The sequence below is a fragment of the Chryseobacterium sp. BGARF1 genome, from assembly GCF_001677955.1.
GTDB lineage: Bacteria > Bacteroidota > Bacteroidia > Flavobacteriales > Weeksellaceae > Chryseobacterium.
Genome location: NZ_LELA01000149.1, coordinates 1 through 21,479, shown reverse-complemented (window position 1 = coordinate 21,479; position 21,479 = coordinate 1). Strand labels below are relative to the sequence as shown.

Below are 21,479 nucleotides of genomic sequence, written 5' to 3'. Positions count from 1 at the left end.
TTGAAAGTCCCAGAGCTGAAGCTCAGTTTGCAAAAGTTACTGCCAATGCAGATCCATTAAATCAGGGAAGAGTAAAGGTTCAGTTTGATTGGCAAAGTGGACAAGATACATCAGAATTTATCAGAGTAATGACTCCGGATGCAGGAAGCAGTGATAAAGTAAATAAAAACCGTGGATTTATGGCCATTCCGGAAGTTGGCGATCAGGTCATTATTAATTTTGTTCATCAACATCCTGACCGACCTTTTGTAATGGGCGGAATGTTTCATGGTGGAGTTGGTGGCGGTGGCGGAGCCGGAAATAATGTTAAAAGTTTATCCAGCAAAAGCGGAAATATTATTTGTTTAAATGATGGCGCAGGAATTGAAATTAAAGACAGAAACGGAAACCATGTAACGCTAAGCGGAACGGGTGATGTGACCACTTTTGTGAGCAATGACAATAATGAAGACATTGGGAATAATCATACTACGAATGTGGCAACTAAGACTACAATTAATGTTGGAAAAGAGCAGAGTGTTTTGACGATGGATAATGGAGGAAAAATAAGCATAAAAAGCAATACCGAAATAAAATTGGAGACGGGAAGTAGCTCTATTACGATGAAGGAGGATGGAACGATTGATATTAAAGGAATCAATATTACAATTGCAGGTTCAGTAATAAAAATTAATGGTTCGGGATCAGTTACTGCAGATAATTCTTCAGATACTTCCTGTTCTGCGTCAGGCATTAATATATCTCCGTCAATTATTTCAATTAATAATCCTAACCAAGTAGATATTAATTAGTAAATGAAAATTATACAGTATAAAATCGGGAGTGGAGAAAATTTAAGGTTTATTGCAGCGAAATTTAATACAGATACAGAATCACTAAAAAAATTTCACAATTCAAGATCAGGATTTTCAAATATGATACTTACCGATAATCTGCCTCTTCATCTTGATACAATTTATATCGAACAGAAAATATTTGAAGAAGCAATCATTAAGAGTGGGAATATGGAAAGTTTAAATTTTGAAAATGCCATCAGATACAGATGTGAGCAACTAAACATTAGCAGAATAAATAATGAAATTATAACGTTGTCTGCTAATACGATCTATGAATTTTTGGTAAAAAAAGCTAAAGACACAAATATTTTTGATGTGGAACTCACAGATTCAGAATTCTCTGTAGAGCCTGCAGTTTATGAGCCTGGACTCAAATTTGCACAAAAATTAGATAAACTGAAGTTACCGATTACTTTTAATATATCTGATGATGGAGTTGTAAAAGAGATTTTTAACCATAAGGAAATAGAACATCGATGGAAGAATTTTCGTGATAATGAATTACAAAATGCCGAAATTTATCAACAGCTCAACGCCCAATCTCCAAAACAAGCAGAGGATATTATCATAACAGGAAATAAAGAATTTCTTAATCAAAATAATTTAAGTAATATGATGGATAAAAATCTATTTTTTCATCTTTTTACAAAGTCTTTTTTAGGAGATCAGCTTAAAAATTATCAACTTCAGCAGTTCTCTCAGATTTTCCCTAATGTAAATCTTAAAACGGATGTGGCAAGATCTATCGTTCGGGAAGATGAAAATTTGGCAACTTACAGACTTGTAGGAACTTTGAACAGAGAAAATCTGTCTGACGAAATATTGAAAAATATGTATGACAGCATTTATAAATCAAGTTTAAAATTTAATTATACAGCTTTCGATTTTATTTATAGAATTAACTATACGATTGATAAAGAGACAGGACTTTTACAGGAGGGAAAGGCTTCTATTGCTGAAAAAATAAAGAATAATTTTGAAGTGATTACTGAATATAATATAAAGAAGGTTGAACTATAAAAAGTATTGATGGAAAAGAAATATGAATTTAGACAATTTAGTATTTTAGTTTGGGGTATTACCTTGTCGGTGTTTTTTATCGGGTTAATAATTTTTATTACCACAGATTCTATTTATAGAATGTTTAGCAGTACCACACAGCAAACGTATACCTTAATTTTTGGTTTATCTGCTTTGGTATTTATTATAATTGGAATCAATTTATATTTTTCTAAGATAATTTCAATATTGATTAAAGATGATGTTATAATAATTAGCAATACCAAAGAAAATACAAAATTGATATTACCAAAAAGTACTATTATTAATTATAATCTCAATATTACCTACAAAGGAATGTTGGATATTTTGAGAATCAAACTAAATAATAAAAATATGTATTTTTGGTTAGGAGGCATTAGTTTTAATCAGGAAAATAAAGATGATCTTACAAATAAAGAAAATCTTCTGCAACAACTCCAAATCAAATTACCTGATAAAAATGTGAAAACTTCTACAGACCATATAATTATATTTTTTGCTAACAAATTTCCATTTATTATGCTTTTTATAGCATTGGTGATTTTTATCTTTGGGTGTATTTATATAATTAATTTGTAGTATTTATATTTCTAATAGCAAGGTAAGTATGCATATTCAATTTAAATAAATAATAATTTCCTTAATTAGGAATTATTCAAAAAGTATGAATAAAAATACAATCACAATATCTGTTTTTAATACAAAATATAGTTTTTTGGTTTCAATAATAACGATTTTGTTTCTATTGCCTGCAGTTATATTATTGATTAAATTTTTAGATCTAAAATATACAACCAATCAAACCCAATTAATTATTTTTTGCCTTTGCATAATATTTGGCTTTTTAATTATTGTAATGAAAAGTACCATGCAAAAAATAGATATTATAAAAGAAGGCAACAGACATTTTATAAAATATAAAAACGGTGAGACATTCATATTATCAAATGATATAAATTATAACATTTATAATTACAATTCGAGAAAAGCTTTTATGTTAAGAGTTTCAGATGGAAAAGAAACAAAATTTCTATTATCTCCAGATATGAATTTGAAGCCTGAAGTTGAAGTTTTTTTTAATGATTTTACAAAAAAGAAAAATACGAAAGATTATACTGCATTGGTATTTCCAATAATAATGTGTGTTGCCTATTTTGTTATCAGTATCGTATTCGTATTGTTTATTCATAAATATTAATATTATGGCAGTTTCATATATTCCAGAAGGTAAGGTGTTTGCCGTATGCACATTTCAGCTAAGCTCTGCACCTCAAAAGTTTTCTCATAGCAGAAGTACTTTTAATGTTTATTATGAGAATAAAAAACAACCAGTTCTTACTGTGGAGGATAAAAATGTAATGGTAGAATTTAAATGTAAATCTCCCGCAAATATGATAGGCTCTCTATTGGCATTTGGTGCAGGTTTATTATTATTTGCTACAGGACCAATTGGTTGGGTAATTGCAGCTGCCGTTGCAGTTGTAGTTGTAGGTGTAGCCATTGCAATTATTACCCATAAATGTACAGATCCACTTAACGGTGGAAATTGGTTCTTAGCCCATAATTCTGTGAAAATTAACAAAGTTTCAGCTATTACAAGATCATCTATTTTAAAATGTGGAAACAGTGGAGTTCTTACGCCGTTTTTTGATGAAGCTTCTGCAAAGGCTGCAGCGAGTTCCATTGCCAACAAGAATCGATGGGAATTAGGAATTAATGTCGTAGCATCATTCGGAGCCGGCTTTTTCCTTCCTAGTGCATTCACCGGATTCGGAACTGCTACTGTTGCCGGAAAAGTATGGTTAGCTGGCGGAAGATTTATCGCCGGATTTGCTGTTTTTAGCGGGATCAATTATGCATTTCGAGGCGGAATGAGATGGGGGCACGAAACCTTTGGTGATGTAAGCGACAATACCACATACGATCAAATGAACAACCATTCTGAAGATTTTGTAAATCCCCAGACAGGAAAGGTTGAACAGAGGGATATTGATCAAAACAGCTTATTGGGAGCTCCGTCAAAACCGGATGATTTTGTACAGGATTCGGAAGATATTATTCAAATTAAGAAAGAAAGCGGACCATGGTATAAGATAACATCTTATAAAAAAGGTACTGTTGCCGGTAAAATTACAAATATTGTTGAGTCACGAAGAGTGCATGTAAATAATGTAAATCTTCAGCGTCAATTGGAAGGTTTAGATGGTCTTAATCGCCAACAATTACGAACAAATCCTTTAGCAAGACAACTACTTAATGATTTAAACAGCGGAAGATATCCTGAATGGAGAAATGCAGCCACTCATTACAATAGTGGAAGAATGAACCCCAGTATGGTAGATGACGGAAGGACCGTTGCTGCATCCAATTCCAGAAATAGTTTAAAAAGTCTTACCTCAAATTCTGTTCAAGGGGTGCTTTTTTTAATTCCATTTATAGGAACTATTTTTTCCGAAGAAGCAAGAGTAGATTTAGCCCAAGGAATGGCAGCAGATTTAGCAGCAGAACCTAATGGTAGCAAGCTTGTTGCTAAGACTCCAGTTGACTGAAAAAATGGATTAAGATGATTTGTCTACTATCTACGATTCTTTCACGATATGTTTACTTATTAATTTTATTGTATAGAACTATGAAAAAATACTTATTGATAGGTTTAGGACTTATTGCCTTACTCGTAATAATTGCTATTATTAAAAATAATTATCTCTTTTCTTTCGGAGATACAGAGAGGATTGATAAAGGCTGGAGTGCTTATGAAAAAAAAGATTATAGCAATGCTGTAGTTCAATTTGTGGCTGTGGATTTAAATAAAAATCCAGATATCATTTTTCCATTGGCAGATTCATATTTGGAGATTGGAGAACCCTACAACGCCATAAAATATTTAGAAATAGCCTATAAAAATAAAAATTACAGTTCAGAACAACAATCACAGATTACCAATCTGCTTGGTATTGCCTATACAAATGATAAAGATTATAATAAAGCAAGAATCTTTCTTAATGAATCGGATAAGCTCGGAAATCAAAAAAGCAAAAAAAATCTCCAGATTTTAGATTCATTGGAAAATACGTCTAATAAGTAAATTGATTTTATTTATTCTCTTTCAAAACAAATAACTAAGAGTATTTTTCTTTTTAAAAATCAGTAGTTTACTGGTGGATTCACTTAATCAGCTTAGAAAATAACTTTTTTGATAATTAAAATTTTAATATCTAACATTTTTTCTCAAGTCATTTTAAAACTCTATCCACTCACAATTTTGTAAGTTCTTCCTTTCTGCTAAAACAAAAAATATCTTTGTGAAAAATATTTACAAATGAATTTAGCCGAAAATATTCTAGCTTTTCATCACTACTCTTTGAAAGTGACCGATTTTGATGTGACCTTGAAGTTTTATAAAGCATTAGGATTTAATGAGGTTCATTCTTGGGAATTGCCGTCATTTAATCTAAAAAAAGGAATGATGCTTTACAACGAAAAAATCAACTGTCATATTGAGTTATTCGATAAAGATGCTGAAATTCCGACTCAGGGAAGAAAAAGAAATAAAGATGATGAATTTATAGAAAACTCTATTTTACATATCTGTTTTGCTGTAGAAAATGCTGAAAAAGCAAGAGAAGAAGCCTTGAAGATTGGTGCCATAGATTTGAGTGAAGGCGTTTTTGAAATCAGTTTAGCGAACGAAAAAAAATCTGTTGAGGTAAGAAATAGTCTTGTTTACAGCCCGAATGGCGAAGTGATTGAGTTTTTAGAGAAAGTTAAATTTTGATTTAATTAAAATCTAATTCATTAATAAATTGAAGTAAGCTCAAAACTTTTTTACCGGTTTCCGTCAAAAAATATTCAGATTTTGTTTTGTCTTTATTATTTTCGATAAGTTCAGCCTCCTGTAATTCCTTAAGTTGTTTTGCTAAGATCCGGTCTGTGATCGAAGAGGGAAGTACCGTTTTAAAATCAGAATAGCTCAATATATTTTCATTTAAAGCAAACAGGATTGAAACTTTCCATCTTCCGCTAATTTTAGATAAAATTTTGTGAGCATTACAGTAATTCTGTAAAATGGTATCATTGGCAGAATTGGTTGAGCTTTCTTTTTTCATTCAGCAATTATATAAAAAAGAAGATCAGAATTAAAGCTTTAATTCTGATCTTCTTATAATATTTTAACCTAAAAAGTCCTATTTAGACTCTAATTCTACAGTATAACTTTTAGGGCTGTATTTTGTAAGTGAGCCGGTTGCAGCATCAATTCCTACACCGATCGCACCGCCAAGAAGAATATTTAATAAGCTTACCGGATTAAAAGTTTTTGTAAGCTTCACTTCTTTAGTCTGAAAACCTTCTTTCTCAAACATCACCATCTGTTTACCCAAACCTCTAGGGATCTCTGCACTACAAGGTGTTGTACATTTTTCTTTTCCTTTGTGGATCACTTTTGCACCTTCGGGTGTTGAGGTAAATGCAATAGAGTCTTTGGTTCCTGTAAAAATACTTGCACATGAGGTTGTAGAAAGTACAATGCTTAAACCTAAAACAAGTGATGAAATTCTTTTCATTTTTTAAATTAATTTTCGAGGTGCGAAAATATATTTTTTAAGTTGAATAAAAAAATATTCACTTCACTCAGAATTAAATTATTCATTTAAGAAAAAAATATTTTCAACTTCTTTGTCACTTTTATCAGGATAGTACATCTCTTTAAATCGATTATACCAAGCTGATTTTTCAAATTTTGATTTGTTGATCGATGCTGTGATAGAGTTTGAATAATAAACTTTTTTGTCGATCAATAGTTTAAACCTTATTTTAGTTTTAAAGTTTCCTTTATATTTTTTTGACCTTACACCAATAATTTCTCCAGATCTTACATTGATCTTTTTTAGATAAGACATTCCACAATCAGAGTTAACCCAAAACTCGATCGGTTTCCATTTTTTATCTTGATTGAGAGCTTCCTGAATAAGAGTTAGTTTATTATCTTGAGGAATAAGTAGTACATCTTTTTGCCCATTGTTTTTCACATATATAGAAAATAAAGAGTCATTTTTGATCTCAGTAACTACCAAAATAGAATCTTTACTGTTTTGTGTAAATAGTTTTTCTATCCTTGAGTTTGATTTAAATGATCCTTCAATTTGATTTTCATTTACAAAAAATTCAGTCTGTATATTTTGAGAATATATGACCGAGGATAATAGGATGGAAAAAAGAGTAAATAGCTTTTTCATTATTTGTGATGGTTTTTAAATTAATCTTAAAAATCAAACCCTTTTTCCTTGAGTTTTGTAATATTAAAATAAACTCCCGGTAATTTATACTTGTCTTTGGGTAAACTTAGATAATCACAATCACCTGATAAACCTTGAGAAGCAATTTCTAACTCCAACATATTCATCACAACGTATTCGTGACTTACAGAAATTACATGAAATCCTGTTTTACAATCTTTTCCGTCTCCTGAACTATAAATAGCGCCGAATAAACCATAAAAATTATGAGAAACTTTGTTTGCCATCGCTTCATTTCCATCTAGATGATAAATGTAGCCAAGAAAATTCATCACCCGTAGATTGAGAGGAAACTCTTTAAGTGAAGCATTCGATATTTTTATAATTTCTGCGTAATCTGATTTTTTTAAATCCTTACTTTGAAAATAGGGGATAAGCTTTTTATCATTTTCAGAGATCTTATACGGATGATACTCTTTCAGAAAAGTATAACCAAAATACAAATGTCTGTATTGATCATTGGTAATAAGGGTATCATTGGCTTTTAGCTTATCCAACAATTTCGGATAATAAAATTCTGAATCTTTATTCTCAATATTTTTCTGAATGATTTTGTAATCGGGAGCTTCGTATTCTTTTGTTTGAGAAGAAACAAAGTTTGAAATAAAAACGAATGAGAAGAAGAGAAAATGTTTTAACATAAAATATTTTTTAATATTAATGTGTTTAAAGCATAATTAAAACTGAAAAGAATAAATTAAAGTTTCAACATAAAATCAATTGTGTAGATGGTGAAATCTTTGATTTTAAAACTAATAATATTATTTTCAGATTCAAAAACTAACTTTGATAAATTACTGGATGTCATATGATAATCTGTGTAATGATTAGTTTGGAATAACATTTTAGCCAAGTGATTAGCGAAAGCTTCTAAGTCATTTTGATCTTTGAATTTTAATTGAGTGAAAATGTCTATAAACTTTTGGTTTAAGCCTAAATCATTTGCTAAAAAAGATAAACCATATTGAATTTGGAAGAATTTATCAGATTTAAAAACGGCAATCGCTTTGTTAGTTGAATATGCATAGCAACCTTTTTGCTGTAGTGGAAAAATATAAAAAGAATAATCTTGAAGTGCTTTTTCTAAAAGAGTGTCTTTATATTTTTTGACTTCACTTCCATTTTTGTAATAAACACTCCCAAAACCATGTTTGTTATTATTAGCAAATCTTTTTTCAATCTCAATTGTGGGATCAAATTTTTGAGCAAAATGATACGTTGAAGCTAAAAATAAAAAAAAGTAAAGTATTGTTTTTATCATTATTGTATTTTTGAAATGCTAACTTACGGAAAAACGAAAAATTGTAAAACTCAAATCTGATTGAAATATTTGCAGCCAATTATTTTTTACAAAATCGATAAATCTTATGATTATTGATACTTTTTAGATATAGTTTTTTTTCTCCGTATTCAAAGCTAATCTTTTGTATAGTTGCGATCGCTGAATCTTTTTTAGAGAAAACAGTATCATTTCTTACAAAATTATATAAGTCATCAAAAACTAAAATATCAGAAAATTCAGAATCGTCTCCGCAATTTTTCCAGACTCCTTTTATATCGCTGCTTTTTTGACAGGAAATAAAAAACAAAAAGAATATCAGTAATGTTTTGATATCTAATTTCATTTAATTAAAAATTTTTATTTTCCTGCATTGCACGGATCAATTTCTCTTTTCTCTTTTCAGCTCTCTCATTTTGTAACGATAAAGCTGCCCAAATTGCTGCAGGAATCCAACCCAAAATGGTAATTTGCAAAATAAAACATATAATTCCCGTGATGATCTTTCCTCTCACAATGAAGGATAAAAATGGAAGTAAAATGGCGAGTAACATGGTTTGAAGTTTTTAAATTAAGTGATTTTTAATGTGAATGTGGGTCAAAATACGCCTTGAAAGTGAGTGAGTTTTCGCTCATATTTTCCGCTATTTCCAAATATTCATGATATTCTTCGGCATTCATACCCATATCAACCATCACGATGGCAATATTGGTGTACAGATTTTTATCTTCTGAGCCTAAATCTAATGCGATTTTTAAAACAGCAAGAGCTGTTTCATATTCACCCGAATCACATAAAATAGCCCCAAGATTGATCAATGCAGACATATTTTGAGCTTCAATGGTCAAAATATCTTCAAGTTCTTTAATCAAGAGATCATTGATGTCGTCCCAATAATCTTCATTTTCCCATCTTTTTGCCTGAAGCTTTTTTACGTTTTCTAATCTTTGGGTTATAGTATTCATGTTGTAAAATTACGGAATTAACAATACTTATTTCCTATTTCCGGCGTTTTTCAAATAACCACTTGGGAATTTCATTTGTTACTAAAAACGGAATCACAATATTGTTATGATGAAGATGGGTGAAAGTTGTAAAAATTAAATTTTTATTGGTGGAAAGTTTATTATAGAGTTCAACGCTTCCAATATATGGGTTTTCATCATCTTGTTTGCCATGAATTAGCCATATATTCTTGTCTTTGATCTTATTAAGGTTGGACAGATCAGGAACAGCGGCAACAGAAACAACTGCTGCAAATGTATTAGGATTTAAATTCATAAGGTTTTGAGCGGTAGAGCCTCCCATTGAATAGCCGATCAGATAAATCCTGTTTTTATCAATGTTAGGATATTGTTTTTCAAGATTTTTAATCAATTTCAATAAAGCAAAAACCTCGTTGGATGGCTTTGAAATTTGAATACCTTGTTCATTCATCTCATAGTTCGTGGAGCGTTTATTAAATTGAGGTGCTACAACATAGCAAGGGTATTTTTCATAAATCTCGTCTCGTAACCATATTTTTGCGAAGGGTTCAAGTTGATGTTCATTGTCATTTCCAATCCTTGTAGAATTATGAAAGGTGATAACCAACGGGTATTTTTGATTAACTAAATTATTTTTCGGTGTTAAAAATCTGTACGGAATTTGAATGTCATTTTCTACAAATATTTTCTTTTGAAATTTATCTGTATTTAAGCTATTTAATAATTTTCTATTGTTCAAAAAGGTAAGCGTATCAACTTCCGTATCTCGAAATTCTTTCTTTTGTGCAAAAACTAAATTTATGCTGGTTATCAATAAAAGTATTATTAGATTTTGGTTGATTTTTGTTTTGTTCATGGTGTTTTTGAGCTTATGGAAGTTTAAAAATTGTGATGAAATATGTAGATGTTAAAACTCTTTTAATGGACGCTATTGATATGTATTTTCTATCTTTTTGCCTGGGTTTTAATTAATCCAAATTTTCCCAGTCCTGTTTAGTAATCTGAAATAAATCCATTTTCTTTCCGGAATAATCGATTTGCTTTTTAAAACTCATTCCGTTTTTAAATGCCACATTTTTAGAATTATCATTTTCTGGATTTATAATTGAAATCAATCTTTCATGAAATTTATTTTCAAAAGCAAAATCTCTGCATTTTTTTGCTGCTTCAATCGCAAAACCTTTTCCACGAAACTCTGGCAAAATAGAGTAGGCGATTTCTAATTCAAACTCATTTTCAACTTCACGAACTAATAAACCACATTGACCAACAAGCTGATTGTTTTCTTTTGAAATCAACACATTTTGCCCGCCAAGATTATTTTCATATCGATGGAATGTCCATTCAAACCATTTTTCACAGCGTTCTTTTGGTGTTTTAAAATTATCCATTCCAAGCATTCTTGCGGTTTGCTCATCTTCGAATAGTTTAAGCCAATTTTCAAAATCTGATTGTTCTAATATTCGAAAGTGAAGGCGCTCAGTTTGTTGGTTTGTGAGTAGGTATTTCATTTTTAATTTAGAGTCTTTTCTTTACTGCTATTTCAAAATTTATTGATGGAAAAATCAAATTTAACGATTTAACTATTGCTAAAGGCAGGTATTTTTTGCACAAAAGTTCAATCGAAGAATTATTGTTGCAATTTGCAATTGAAAATAAAGTTGCTATGTGCAGCTTTATTTTGATAACTTCCAATAAATAAAAGTTTCATTTCGATTAATTTCTATAAAATTTAATTTTTGCAATAGTTTTATAGATGGACTATTTTCAATAAGTGTTGAAGCGGTTATATTAATTGAAGAATTAATATTTAAAGTATAATTAATTAATGATTTTGAAGCTTCTTCGGCATATCCTTTTTTACGTTCAAATTCAATAATTCCATATCCAATATCACAGGTCATATTAGTTTCATTTAATCCTTTGAATCCAATATCGCCAACAATTTCATTAGTTTCTTTTTTTATTATCATCCAAGATTCAAATCCTGTGGGAGCTAAAACTTTAGACAGATTAAGAATGATTTTGGGTAGTGTTTCTAAGATGTCTGGGTCTGGCCAATTTTTTCCTTTTTTTAGGCCTAAAATTTCGATAGTTTTAAATTGATTTTTTAAAATTTCATTGCAAATTTCTTTAGTAAAAGGAATGAGAATTAATCTTTCAGTAAATATGGTTTTTGGAAGTGATTCGGAATTTTTCAAAAAAATGTATTAATGTTTTTTATAATAATCAATATGCTCAATTTTTCAAAACTACATATTTAAAATGTAATTAAAGTAGCAATAGTACAAAACCGCTTATTGTGTGCTGTTTTTAATCTAAACAATCATAACTTTTTTTATTTTTCGTTCAATTTTCGTTCCTGAAGTTTATTCTTTCTTGCAATTTTTTTGGGGACAAACACATCAAATATATTTGAATTTAAAATGACTTTATAACAATTATTAGATTCAATTAAAATCTTTGTGGCTTTAATTCTCAACCCTGAAATAAGTAATTTTTCATCTTCTGCCGCTTCAATTTCGAATCTTTCTCTGCATCAGTCGTCGTTTTTCTTTCAGTTCTGTTATAGTAATATCAGTCTCAACTACAGAAAGCGGCGTACTTATGAAATAGGGCTTGTCAAAAACAAAACCTCGAATTGCTTTTTTATCCTTTTTCGATTCCTGACCAAACGACAAAAAAGAGGAAAGTAAAAATAATATGTAAACAATTTCTTTCATATTCCTACTTTAGTTTTTAGTAAACAAATGAATAGCCTTTATCACAAATTATCTGATAATCGGACGGCTTTTTGCCAAGTAGAAAGCACGAATTTTAAATTTTAGCCTTAACCTATTGATGCTTAGCAAATAGTTTCTACCAAATAGTTTCAAAGTGTTCACATACAATTTCCATATTTTCAGTGGGAAATTCATTAAATTCTTTCATTTCATTTTGGTAATAGTTCCAGTGAGCTTTTTTCCAATATTCTAAAGTTTTATCACCTTCGCCTTCCAGTTGAGCATATTCAGGTGTAATATCTTTATATTTTACAATTTCTACTTTTTTGGTTCGAATTATTGCTTTAGGATTTCCATTCCAATCTGTAACAATGGCAAGGTCTCCAACTTTTGGAAGTTCTTCTTTATTTTTTTCAAACCACCAAACCGATGGTGAAGTGGCTTGTTTTATTTTTTTTACTACTAAATCGGCACATTCATCTGCTTCCTTTTTATTATCACAAAAGTAAAATGATTGGGGTTGTGTCGTATTTTTGTATTCAACATTCTCTTCTTGAAATTCTTTCCAATACGCTGTCATATTATTTTCTTTTTTATTGCAAGACAATAAACTTATAAAAATAAAAAGGAATATAAATTTATGCATAATTTTTTCTTTGATTACAGATGATTTAGGGCTTTGCGTTTGGATGGGAAATCGAAACACAAAAGCTGAATTTGTTACTAAAAAGTTTAATAGAAAAACTATTGTTGAGTTTTGTACTTCAGCCTGCCTGATGCAAAGCTAATACTGGTAGTAGTTTTTTCAATAAATAACAATTTCAAACATTCTCATAATAATTATTGCTCCCATAAAAACTCCAATAATTAGGTAATTAATCTTCTTTGGAATATTGGTCAAGCCGTTCAATATTAACATCAATGCTGTAAATACGGAAAAGATTTTTATTCGAAGTTCGTATAGGTTACGGTTGTGATAAAATTCGTCTTTCGTCATTAGGGGAATACCATTTTGACCAATGCCTATTATATCAATGTCTTCTTTTCCACCAGATAATTTTTTCAAATCTGCTGTTGTAATGTATAATTCAACCACTTCTCCACCTTTTAATTCTGCAATTGCTTCGTGTTTTCCTCTGGTAATACTTCCGTTAAGAATATTAAATTGGTTTTTGTACTCCTTTGTCCAAAATTTATAATCTACAGAACTTCTTCGACCTTTTACTCTAGTAATGTCTTTGTATAGTTCCACTCTTATTTTCTCTAAGCTTGATTGGTTAATCGATTGATTATTAGCTAAGCCAAAATACAAAATTAAAATACCCGCTAAAAGGAAATACCAATTAAAATTTAATTTCTGTTTCGTCACTTTGCCTGTCGTTAAAATTATTGCTAACGGTTTACGGCTTGGCGATGTGGCGGAAATCGAAGCACAAAAGTTCAGTTTTGTACAAAAGTTCAATCGAAGAACTGAACTTGAATTTAGCACTTCAGCCGCCATATTGCCAAACCGATGTTATGGGCAGTGCTTATTCTGTCTCAATTTCAACACCAATGCTCATTAATAGTGCATCATATTGTTCGTTGTCTTTTTCTTTTATTTTGTCTAATATAAATTTCGATGTTTTTTTCATTTCCGGTACGTCAATCGGCATCATACTTCTTTCAAATAGTCCTTCCAAATGTGAAAATTCATTGTTTATACGGTCTGTCATTGTAGAAGCCTGTCTGTTGTCTCCAAAAAACTTTGTCAATTTTTCAATTTGGTCGGTAGCATTTGGATATTTATAATAAAGAAACGCTTCTAAAAACTTCCGTGTATTATTTCCAAAATTGTAAAACAAACTATGTTGGCTTTCATCATCAGCATCGGAAATTGAACACATATAAATCTGATGAAAAAGAAAATTAAACTCAGTTACATAATCTTTTAAATATCTTGGCATTAATTTAATTATACTATTTTCTTTTTCTCTTGAAATAAGAAAGTAACTACATTGATTTCTATTTAAGGCATTTGGTAAGCGTTTCAAATATTTTAGAAAATCAAGGTTATGAGTAGAAATGAAAATTTGTTCATATTCTTGTTTTGAAATAATCTCAGCGTTGATAAGGCTATACACGAAAAAAATGTGGTTGCTGTCTAAACTTGAAATGGGGTCATCAATCCAAATAATTGGTTTGCTTCCTTTGGTTTCAACGTCTTCAAGTTTTGCCATAAAATAGCAAAATGCAATCAGACTGCATTCTCCTTCGCTTAAATGGTGGGCTTTCTTTCCATTTCGTACAATTTCAAAGCGTATTTTCTTTCCCCCCAAAGTATCTTGTTCCTCTAACGCTTGTAATGTTAGAAAGTCGTGTCCAAAGAAATTATTAAGATACTCGTTCACTTTCAATGCTCCTTTTTCTTCGTCATTCATTAAGCGTTCCTTATCTTCAATTTCTTCAATTTGTTTTTTGATTTTTACTTGAACAACTGCTTTGTTTTGACCTTCTGTATCAGAAGTCGTTTTTAAGGTTTGTATTCTTGCGATTACAGTAGTGTATTGAATAGTATTTACGAAATCGCTTACTTCACGTAAACGCAATAATTTTTTGGCTTCGTTTTGCTCGGTTCCTAATGAATTACTATAATTATTTGCTTGGGTTCGGAAATTTTCAAATATTGTCCAACACCATTCAAGTCTTTTACTGTTATCAGTTAAGTCAATGAAAGTCTTTGAATTTAGAACATCATTTTTCCGTTCTTGTAAACTCAATTTAACTCTGTTTAATTCCGATTTTATACCGTCAGCAATATTTTGTTTCGCTACAATTAATCTTTCTAAATCCGAGTGAAATTTTGAGTAAAATACACTTTTATTTATCTGTAACTGTGTATCAACATTCTGCACTAAATTTTCTATTTCAGAAATCAACGCATCAATATCTTTTTCTAATTTCTCTGATTGTTCGTCGAAATGGCTATCAAGTTCATTCCAACGCTCTTGAGAAATATCATTGCCACAAAACGAACATTGTTCAAGTTTATCTTTGTGCAATAGTCGTCCTTCTTTAACCCAACGATTTATAATGGCATCCTTCAAAAGCTCTTCTATTTTGTTGGAACTGCTAATTGATTTTGTAATTAGAATTTTTGCTCTTTCGTTAATTGGACTTAAATCCAAATTTGGTCTTGAAATAGGCGGAACATCTGCATTTGCTCTTTCGTTTAGTAAATTTAATTTTCTTGTTACTTCATCATCTGTTATTGGTTGAAATGATGTTGCTGAAACCGTTTCAATATCTGCGGAAAGTTTTGCTGTTGTATAGTTTTGGTCGCCAAATCTTTCTGATTTATATTTTATGCCATTATCTCTATCTAATGCTTTTGCGGTTAATTGACTGTTTAATTGGTTGTTTTCCGCTTGAAATATTTGAAATGCAGAACTTGCAATGGCAGAAGCATTTTTAAGTTCGAGATAAAATCCGCTTTCGTTTTCATCTTCGTTACTTCCTAATTCATCTTTAAGGTTTTGTATTTCGGCTTCAATTGTTGCATTTCCGCCAATTATTGCGAATGGAGTAATGCTTTCATCTGAATTTATGATGAAACGAATATTGTCTTTTACAAAGTCTTCATTAAATACTCTTATTTTTTTTCCGTGTGCAGATAAATTGTTTGTGTTACAGTCTGCAAAATCTTTAATGCTTACTTCAAACTGTGGATTTTCATATTTGTCAGAAATACTACCTGTTTCTAATGCTCTAACTATTCGAGAAAGAGTGGTTTTTCCTGAATAGTTACGTCCATAAAAAATATTAATAGGTTTGAACAGCACAACATTATTTCCGTCATCACGAATTGATGTGTCCCAAATGAAGTTTTGGAAAACAGCGAGATTATTTATTGTCTTAAATTTTGTAATCATAGTGCTTTGTCAATTGTGACGGTGTTGTCGTAGCATTGCCCATAACTTCTAAATTTACGCATTGCGTCAATCCAATTTATATAACATTCGCAAAGATAATTTTAGAAATGAACTTTATTTTTAGTTGAGATATTGGTTTTTAATTGTTTATGTGATGTTTTGTTGAAAATGTTTTTTGGATTGACGAATGTTTTGTATTTTTGATAAATACACTATCCGATGAAATATTCTCAAATTTTTAGACAAAAACTTGAAATTGCAAGATACAGCGAATCTACAATCAAAACTTATGTTTCAACATTGGCAACTTTTTTTAGAGCAATAAGCGATACGGCAGTCGAAGATGTTGATGAGATTATTATCGAAAAATATTTGTATAATGAGATAAAAGAGAAGAATATTTCACAATCATTTCAAAAGCATATTTTGGGAAGTATAAAATTGTTTTATGAACTAATGTTTAATAAAAAATTATCGCTTTCGCATCTTTATCCAAAAAGGATAGAGCATACACTGCCAAAATATCTTAGCAAAGAAGATATATTAAAAATGCTCAATCTGACTGAAAATTTAAAACATAAATCAATAATTAGTCTTTTGTATGGCTGTGGTCTTAGAGTCAGTGAATTAATCAATATGAAAATTATAGATATAGATTCAAAATCAGGTAGAATATCAATTATTCAGTCTAAAGGAAAGAAAGATAGGTATGTGATGCTCCCACAAACAGCTTTGCCTTTGCTTAGAGAATATTTCAAAAAATATTCACCGAAAACTTATCTTTTTGAAGGGGATTTTAATGAAAAATATTCGGTAAGAAGCGTACAACAGATTGTAAAGAAATCTGCTATAAAAGCCAATATACAAAAGTTGGTCACTCCTCATATTCTACGCCATAGTTTTGCAACACATTTGATAGAAAATGGAACAGATATCAGATATATTCAGGAACTTCTAGGTCATAACAGTATTGTTACCACCCAAATATATACTCACATTACGGATTTAAAAATGAAAAAAATTCAAAGTCCTCTAGATATTTAAATTTTGAGGACTTTGAAGTTATTTTTACCCAAACGCTCTTTTCAGCAAACTCTCCACTTTTGGCTCGCTTCCTCTGAAATTCTTATACAGTTCCATTGGGTCTTTTGTTCCGCCAGAAGAAAGAAGAATTTTATATTTTGCGGCAATTTCTGAATTGAAAATTCCGTTTTCTTTAAAATATTGGAACGCATCCGCATCCAAAACTTCTGCCCATTTGTAAGAATAATATCCCGCAGAATATCCACCCTGAAAAATATGTGAAAAACTCGGACTCATCGCTGTTTCAGGATTTGCAGGATAAAGCTGTGTCGCTTTTGTATAGTTATCCTCAAACTCTTTCACACTTTTATTTTCCAACTCTTCAACTTTTGTGTGGTAATTCATATCCAACAATCCAAAACCGATTTGTCTCAACGTCTGATAACCTTCCATAAAGTTTTTCGACTGAGCAATTTTTTCGATTTTTTCGTCAGGAAGAATTTCTCCGGTTTTATAATGTTTGGCAAACGTTTTCAAGAATTTCGGTTCGTAACAGAAGTTCTCCAAAAACTGAGAGGGCAATTCCACAAAATCCCATTTCACAGAAGTACCGGAAAGATTCGGATATTGTGTATTTGCCAACATTCCGTGCAATGCATGACCAAATTCATGGAATAATGTCGTTACTTCCTGGAACGTTAATAAACTTGGTGTATCTTTCGATGGTTTGCTAAAATTACAAACAATCGAAATATGCGGACGAGAATTTTCTCCATCTTTTTTATATTGATTTTTATAACTCGTCATCCACGCTCCCGCTCTTTTGCCTTTTCTCGGGAAATAATCGACGTAAAGTAAAGCTTTGAAATTTTTTTCAGGATTGTTACTTCCATCTTCCATCATCCCACTTCCTGCCTCAAAAACTTCATAAACTTTTACATCTTCATGATATTTCGGAATATCATTTCTTTCCACAAAAGTTAATCCGAAAAGTTGATTAGCCAAACCAAAGACAGCTTTCTGAACTTGCTCTAAAGGGAAATAAGGTTTTAATTCTTCATCATTAAAATCATATTTTGCTTTACGAAGTTTTTCAGCATAAAAAGCGTGGTCATAGCCCTGTATTTCATCGATTCCATCTGCTTTTGCTAAAACTTTTAATTCTTCAATCTCTTTCTCTGCGTAAGGTTTTGCTTTGATTAAAAGTTCATTCAGAAAGTCGATTACTTTTGTCGGAGATTTTGCCATTCTTTCCTCCAAAACGTAATCAGCATAAGTTGCATAGCCTAAAAGTTCTGCTTTTTGCTGTTTTAAATTGAGAAGTTCCTTTATTAAATTCTGGTTGTCAAATTCACCGCCGTCGAAAGATTTTTTACCATTTGCCAAGGCAATTTCTCTTCTCAGTTCACGGTTTTCAGCATAGGTCATCAACGGAATGTAGCTTGGATATTGCAATGTCAAAACATAACCATCCAAATTTCTTTCTTTTGCTTCTTCTGCATATTGTTCTAAAATAGCCTCCGGAATTCCGGCCAAATCTTCTTTGTTGGTAATGTGTTTAAAATAATTATTCGTTGAAGCCAACACGTTTTGCCCGAACTGAAGCGATTTTAAAGATAAATCCATGCTGATTTTCTTTAATTTTTCTTTGTCTTCTTCGTTTAATAAAGCACCGCTTCTTACAAAACCTTTATAAGTTTCATTCAAAAGCATTTGTTGCTCTTCATTCAAATCATATTTCTCTTTTTCGTCGTAAACTTTTTTGATTTTATTGAAAAGAGCTTCGTTCTGAGAGATTTTTGAAGAATATTCAGTTAAAATTGGTGAAACTTCCTGAGCGATTTGTTGTAACTCATCACTTGTTTCTGCAGAATTCAAATTGAAAAATATATTGGAAGCTACATCAAGCTGTTCACCCGAAAAAGCCAATGCTTCAATGGTATTTTCAAAAGTGGGTTCTTCAGAATTGTTAACAATTGCGTTGATTTCTTCTTCAGATTTCTGAATTAATTCTTTGAAAGCAGGAAGATAATCTTCATTTTTTATTTGATTAAAAGGTGCTGAATGATATGGTGTGTTGAATTTTTCTGTTAAAATATTCATTGATGTATTTTTAATTGATGTAAATTTAATTATTGTTTTTTGATGCACAAAAACGATGCCCTCATTAGATTTTGTGACAAAAATACTGAATGAAGAATATTCTTGTCATAGGAAAAGAGAGTGTTGTTGTGAAATGTTTAATTTTGGTTTTATAGCCTCGTTAAATATTTTTAAAACTATTTTTAACATTAAGAAGTTAAGTTTTATTGAAAATTACGCTTAATAAACCTTAATTAAAATCAATTTTATTGATTTCTTAAATCATTCTTATGATAAGATTTCTTAATTACTTAATGTTTAAAAAAGAATAAACAAAGTTTCTTTAAGTTAAGGAAATTAAGGATACGAATTTTAAGCAGGCAATTAATTTAACTATAATAAACGATGTCTCAAAACAAAAAGACCGTACAGAAATACATGGATTCTTTTCAGGAAACAGATCATGAAAAGATTTTAAGTTGCCTCACCGAAGATGTGATCTGGGAAATGCCCGGAGTTTATCTTCATCATGGAAAAGAAGCTTTTGACAAAGAAATAGAGAACGAAAACTTTACCGGAAAACCTAAAATTACAGTTTTCAGAATGACGGAAGAAAATGATGTAGTGATTACTGAAGGAAATGTGGTTGCCAGTTTTAAAAACGGAGATATTTTGAACGCTGATTTTTGTGATGTTTTTGAAATGAAAAACGGACTGATTAAAAAACTGGTTTCTTATTTAATGCAGAAAAACTAACTTTAATATTTATAAACTATGCGAACAATTTTTAAAATTATTGGTGGAATTATCCTCCTGATTATTGTGTATGCAATCGTTGCAGTATTGGCTTTTGGTAAAGTTTACCATTACCAAAAATCGATGGTGATGAATGCACCGAAAGAAAAAGTGTGGCAGCAAATTGCTTCGATGAAATCTTTTAACCAATGGAATCCTTGGATGAAATTAGACAAAAACATGACCATTAATTACAGCGGAACTTCAGGTGAAGTAGGAGATAAGTATTGCTGGGACAGCAAAAATGATGATGCAGGAGCCGGGTGTCAGGAGATTAAAGAACTAATTCCTGGAGAAAAACAAAAAACAGAAATGCTTTTCAAAAGACCTTTCGAAGGGCAGGCAATTTCTGATATTGTTTTAACATCCGAAGGAAATTCTACAAAAGTGACCTGGAGCATGGATACCGAACAGGAAACCTGGATGAAAATTATGAGACCGATGATGGATTATCAAATGGGAAAATCTTACGAAGAAGGGCTTAACAACCTAAAAGCATTGGTTGAAAAGTAAATATAACTTAGAATTAAAACTCTTACAAACTGCTTTCAAATTTTGAAAGCAGTTTTTTTATTTAATAATTTTTTTTGCCAATTTCATCAATTGTATAGTAATTTCCGATGCCCTTAGGATTATCTCCGTACTTGTTACTGCCACGATTACTGTCTACAAAAGCCATTGCAATAATAAAAAACGGAATAAACTGAAACCAGCCACTCACTCCGATATCATGACATCTTTTTGCTCCCTGAATCACTCTGAAAATTACTCCGACAAACCAAACGAGCATCGTAAGGATATAAAATAAATCAATTTTGGTCGCAACTGCCAAAGATATCGTGAAAAAAACGGTTCCTACATAAATGACATAGGATAAAGCAAATTCTGTTCTTCTGATTCTTCCTGCAGATGAAAATACGTTTTGAAACATGGTTTTATTTTTGAAGAGTAAAAGTATTATTTATTTTCAAAAAATATTATCTTTAACTAAAGATTACGATGTATGCAGAAGGCTATTTACAATAAAAATGATTTGCGGATTTTTGTGAGAGACATGATTTCCGGTAAAGTAAAAACCTTAGAGTTTTATTTAAATTTTACCTTGGAAGCAAGCCGTGAAGTAAAAAAAACATCAAAATACGATTCTATTCGTGAAGAAATGCAAGACGAAATTTACCATTTAGATAAACAGATGGCGAATTTAAAAACTATGCAGCAACAGATGAAAAAAGTTTTAAATTCTGAGTCTGAGCATGCTAAATTGGGTTCTTTGGTCATTACCAATAAAGCCCGGTTTTATATTTCTGTTTCTTTGGGTGAGTTTTTCTTTGAAGGCGACCGATTCTATGCTATTTCTCCCGAAAGTCCGATGGCGAAAAAAATAATAGGCATGAAAGCCGGCGAAGAATTCACGTTGAATAAAATTCATCAGAAGATTGAAGCGATTTTGTAATTATCAATTATCAATTATCAATTATCAATTATCAATTATCAATTATCAATTATCA

The 21,479-nt window shown here is 30.7% G+C and carries 27 protein-coding genes; 11 read left to right on the top strand and 16 right to left on the bottom strand.

The window, feature by feature from the left end; all coding sequences use genetic code 11:
* From AB671_RS22570 to AB671_RS20810, 7 genes are all read left to right on the top strand, one after another.
* On the top strand, window positions 1-791 hold a 791-nt coding region (locus AB671_RS22570), incomplete at its 5' end, for a phage baseplate assembly protein V (protein ID WP_228390978.1).
* 3 nt (window positions 792-794) lie between these two features.
* The gene (locus AB671_RS20835) at window positions 795-1,856 is read left to right on the top strand and encodes a hypothetical protein (protein ID WP_066680186.1); all 1,062 of its coding nucleotides are present in this window, start codon (window positions 795-797) and stop codon (window positions 1,854-1,856) included.
* A 9-nt stretch (window positions 1,857-1,865) separates the two neighbouring features.
* A complete protein-coding gene (locus tag AB671_RS20830; RefSeq protein WP_157444285.1) occupies window positions 1,866-2,456 on the top strand; it encodes a hypothetical protein in 591 nt (196 codons plus the stop codon).
* Window positions 2,457-2,541: 85 nt separating this feature from the next.
* The gene (locus AB671_RS22390) at window positions 2,542-3,075 is read left to right on the top strand and encodes a hypothetical protein (protein ID WP_157444284.1); all 534 of its coding nucleotides are present in this window, start codon (window positions 2,542-2,544) and stop codon (window positions 3,073-3,075) included.
* Between the two features lie 4 nt (window positions 3,076-3,079).
* Entirely contained in the window at window positions 3,080-4,426 is a 1,347-nt protein-coding gene (locus AB671_RS20820) for a hypothetical protein (protein ID WP_066680176.1), read from the top strand.
* An 80-nt stretch (window positions 4,427-4,506) separates the two neighbouring features.
* On the top strand, window positions 4,507-4,962 hold the full coding sequence (locus AB671_RS20815; RefSeq protein ID WP_066680174.1) for a tetratricopeptide repeat protein: 456 nt from the start codon (window positions 4,507-4,509) through the stop codon (window positions 4,960-4,962).
* A 234-nt stretch (window positions 4,963-5,196) separates the two neighbouring features.
* Window positions 5,197-5,652: a VOC family protein gene (locus tag AB671_RS20810; RefSeq protein ID WP_066680172.1), complete on the top strand. Its 456-nt coding sequence runs from the start codon at window positions 5,197-5,199 to the stop codon at window positions 5,650-5,652.
* 1 nt (window position 5,653) lies between these two features.
* On the opposite strand, the gene AB671_RS20805 is transcribed toward AB671_RS20810, so the two are convergent.
* The 14 genes from AB671_RS20805 to AB671_RS20735 all read right to left on the bottom strand — a co-directional run bounded on the left by AB671_RS20805 (window position 5,654) and on the right by AB671_RS20735 (window position 16,071).
* Complete coding sequence (locus AB671_RS20805; RefSeq protein ID WP_066680170.1) at window positions 5,654-5,983, bottom strand: winged helix-turn-helix transcriptional regulator; 330 nt, start codon at window positions 5,981-5,983, stop codon at window positions 5,654-5,656.
* Window positions 5,984-6,061: 78 nt separating this feature from the next.
* Window positions 6,062-6,439 (bottom strand): PEGA domain-containing protein, encoded by a 378-nt coding sequence (locus tag AB671_RS20800; protein WP_066680168.1) that lies wholly within the window; start codon window positions 6,437-6,439, stop codon window positions 6,062-6,064.
* Window positions 6,440-6,517: 78 nt separating this feature from the next.
* Entirely contained in the window at window positions 6,518-7,111 is a 594-nt protein-coding gene (locus tag AB671_RS20795; RefSeq protein ID WP_066680166.1) for a hypothetical protein, read from the bottom strand.
* A 26-nt stretch (window positions 7,112-7,137) separates the two neighbouring features.
* Entirely contained in the window at window positions 7,138-7,812 is a 675-nt protein-coding gene (locus tag AB671_RS20790; RefSeq protein WP_157444283.1) for a DUF4919 domain-containing protein, read from the bottom strand.
* Window positions 7,813-7,868: 56 nt separating this feature from the next.
* The gene (locus tag AB671_RS20785; protein ID WP_066680159.1) at window positions 7,869-8,432 is read right to left on the bottom strand and encodes a hypothetical protein; all 564 of its coding nucleotides are present in this window, start codon (window positions 8,430-8,432) and stop codon (window positions 7,869-7,871) included.
* Between the two features lie 368 nt (window positions 8,433-8,800).
* Window positions 8,801-9,004: a YqaE/Pmp3 family membrane protein gene (locus AB671_RS20775; protein ID WP_066680157.1), complete on the bottom strand. Its 204-nt coding sequence runs from the start codon at window positions 9,002-9,004 to the stop codon at window positions 8,801-8,803.
* Window positions 9,005-9,032: 28 nt separating this feature from the next.
* Window positions 9,033-9,416: a hypothetical protein gene (locus AB671_RS20770; RefSeq protein WP_066680156.1), complete on the bottom strand. Its 384-nt coding sequence runs from the start codon at window positions 9,414-9,416 to the stop codon at window positions 9,033-9,035.
* A gap of 34 nt (window positions 9,417-9,450) precedes the next feature.
* A complete protein-coding gene (locus tag AB671_RS20765; protein ID WP_066680155.1) occupies window positions 9,451-10,293 on the bottom strand; it encodes a prolyl oligopeptidase family serine peptidase in 843 nt (280 codons plus the stop codon).
* Between the two features lie 112 nt (window positions 10,294-10,405).
* On the bottom strand, window positions 10,406-10,948 hold the full coding sequence (locus AB671_RS20760) for a GNAT family N-acetyltransferase (protein WP_066680153.1): 543 nt from the start codon (window positions 10,946-10,948) through the stop codon (window positions 10,406-10,408).
* A 165-nt stretch (window positions 10,949-11,113) separates the two neighbouring features.
* On the bottom strand, window positions 11,114-11,638 hold the full coding sequence (locus tag AB671_RS20755) for a GNAT family N-acetyltransferase (RefSeq protein WP_066680151.1): 525 nt from the start codon (window positions 11,636-11,638) through the stop codon (window positions 11,114-11,116).
* A gap of 315 nt (window positions 11,639-11,953) precedes the next feature.
* Window positions 11,954-12,160: a hypothetical protein gene (locus tag AB671_RS20750; protein WP_066680149.1), complete on the bottom strand. Its 207-nt coding sequence runs from the start codon at window positions 12,158-12,160 to the stop codon at window positions 11,954-11,956.
* Window positions 12,161-12,296: 136 nt separating this feature from the next.
* Entirely contained in the window at window positions 12,297-12,806 is a 510-nt protein-coding gene (locus AB671_RS20745) for an ASCH domain-containing protein (RefSeq protein ID WP_066680188.1), read from the bottom strand.
* Between the two features lie 159 nt (window positions 12,807-12,965).
* Complete coding sequence (locus AB671_RS20740) at window positions 12,966-13,661, bottom strand: hypothetical protein (protein ID WP_066680148.1); 696 nt, start codon at window positions 13,659-13,661, stop codon at window positions 12,966-12,968.
* Between the two features lie 28 nt (window positions 13,662-13,689).
* Window positions 13,690-16,071: an AAA family ATPase gene (locus AB671_RS20735; protein WP_066680146.1), complete on the bottom strand. Its 2,382-nt coding sequence runs from the start codon at window positions 16,069-16,071 to the stop codon at window positions 13,690-13,692.
* 219 nt (window positions 16,072-16,290) lie between these two features.
* Here AB671_RS20735 and xerA point away from each other — a divergent pair, with 219 nt between their 5' ends.
* Entirely contained in the window at window positions 16,291-17,115 is an 825-nt protein-coding gene (gene xerA, locus AB671_RS20730) for a site-specific tyrosine recombinase/integron integrase (RefSeq protein ID WP_066680145.1), read from the top strand.
* 24 nt (window positions 17,116-17,139) lie between these two features.
* Here the strand turns inward: xerA and AB671_RS20725 are convergent, their stop codons facing one another.
* A complete protein-coding gene (locus AB671_RS20725; RefSeq protein ID WP_066680144.1) occupies window positions 17,140-19,197 on the bottom strand; it encodes a M3 family metallopeptidase in 2,058 nt (685 codons plus the stop codon).
* A gap of 384 nt (window positions 19,198-19,581) precedes the next feature.
* Between AB671_RS20725 and AB671_RS20720 the strand changes: the two genes are divergently transcribed.
* Window positions 19,582-19,932, top strand: a complete 351-nt coding sequence (locus AB671_RS20720; protein WP_066680143.1) for a nuclear transport factor 2 family protein — start codon at window positions 19,582-19,584, stop codon at window positions 19,930-19,932.
* Between the two features lie 18 nt (window positions 19,933-19,950).
* Window positions 19,951-20,484 (top strand): SRPBCC family protein, encoded by a 534-nt coding sequence (locus AB671_RS20715; RefSeq protein WP_066680142.1) that lies wholly within the window; start codon window positions 19,951-19,953, stop codon window positions 20,482-20,484.
* 61 nt (window positions 20,485-20,545) lie between these two features.
* On the opposite strand, the gene AB671_RS20710 is transcribed toward AB671_RS20715, so the two are convergent.
* Window positions 20,546-20,902: a DUF805 domain-containing protein gene (locus tag AB671_RS20710; protein WP_066680140.1), complete on the bottom strand. Its 357-nt coding sequence runs from the start codon at window positions 20,900-20,902 to the stop codon at window positions 20,546-20,548.
* Window positions 20,903-20,974: 72 nt separating this feature from the next.
* On the opposite strand from AB671_RS20710, the gene AB671_RS20705 reads away from it, so the two are divergent.
* Complete coding sequence (locus AB671_RS20705) at window positions 20,975-21,424, top strand: hypothetical protein (RefSeq protein WP_066680138.1); 450 nt, start codon at window positions 20,975-20,977, stop codon at window positions 21,422-21,424.
* Window positions 21,425-21,479: the final 55 nt, after the last annotated feature.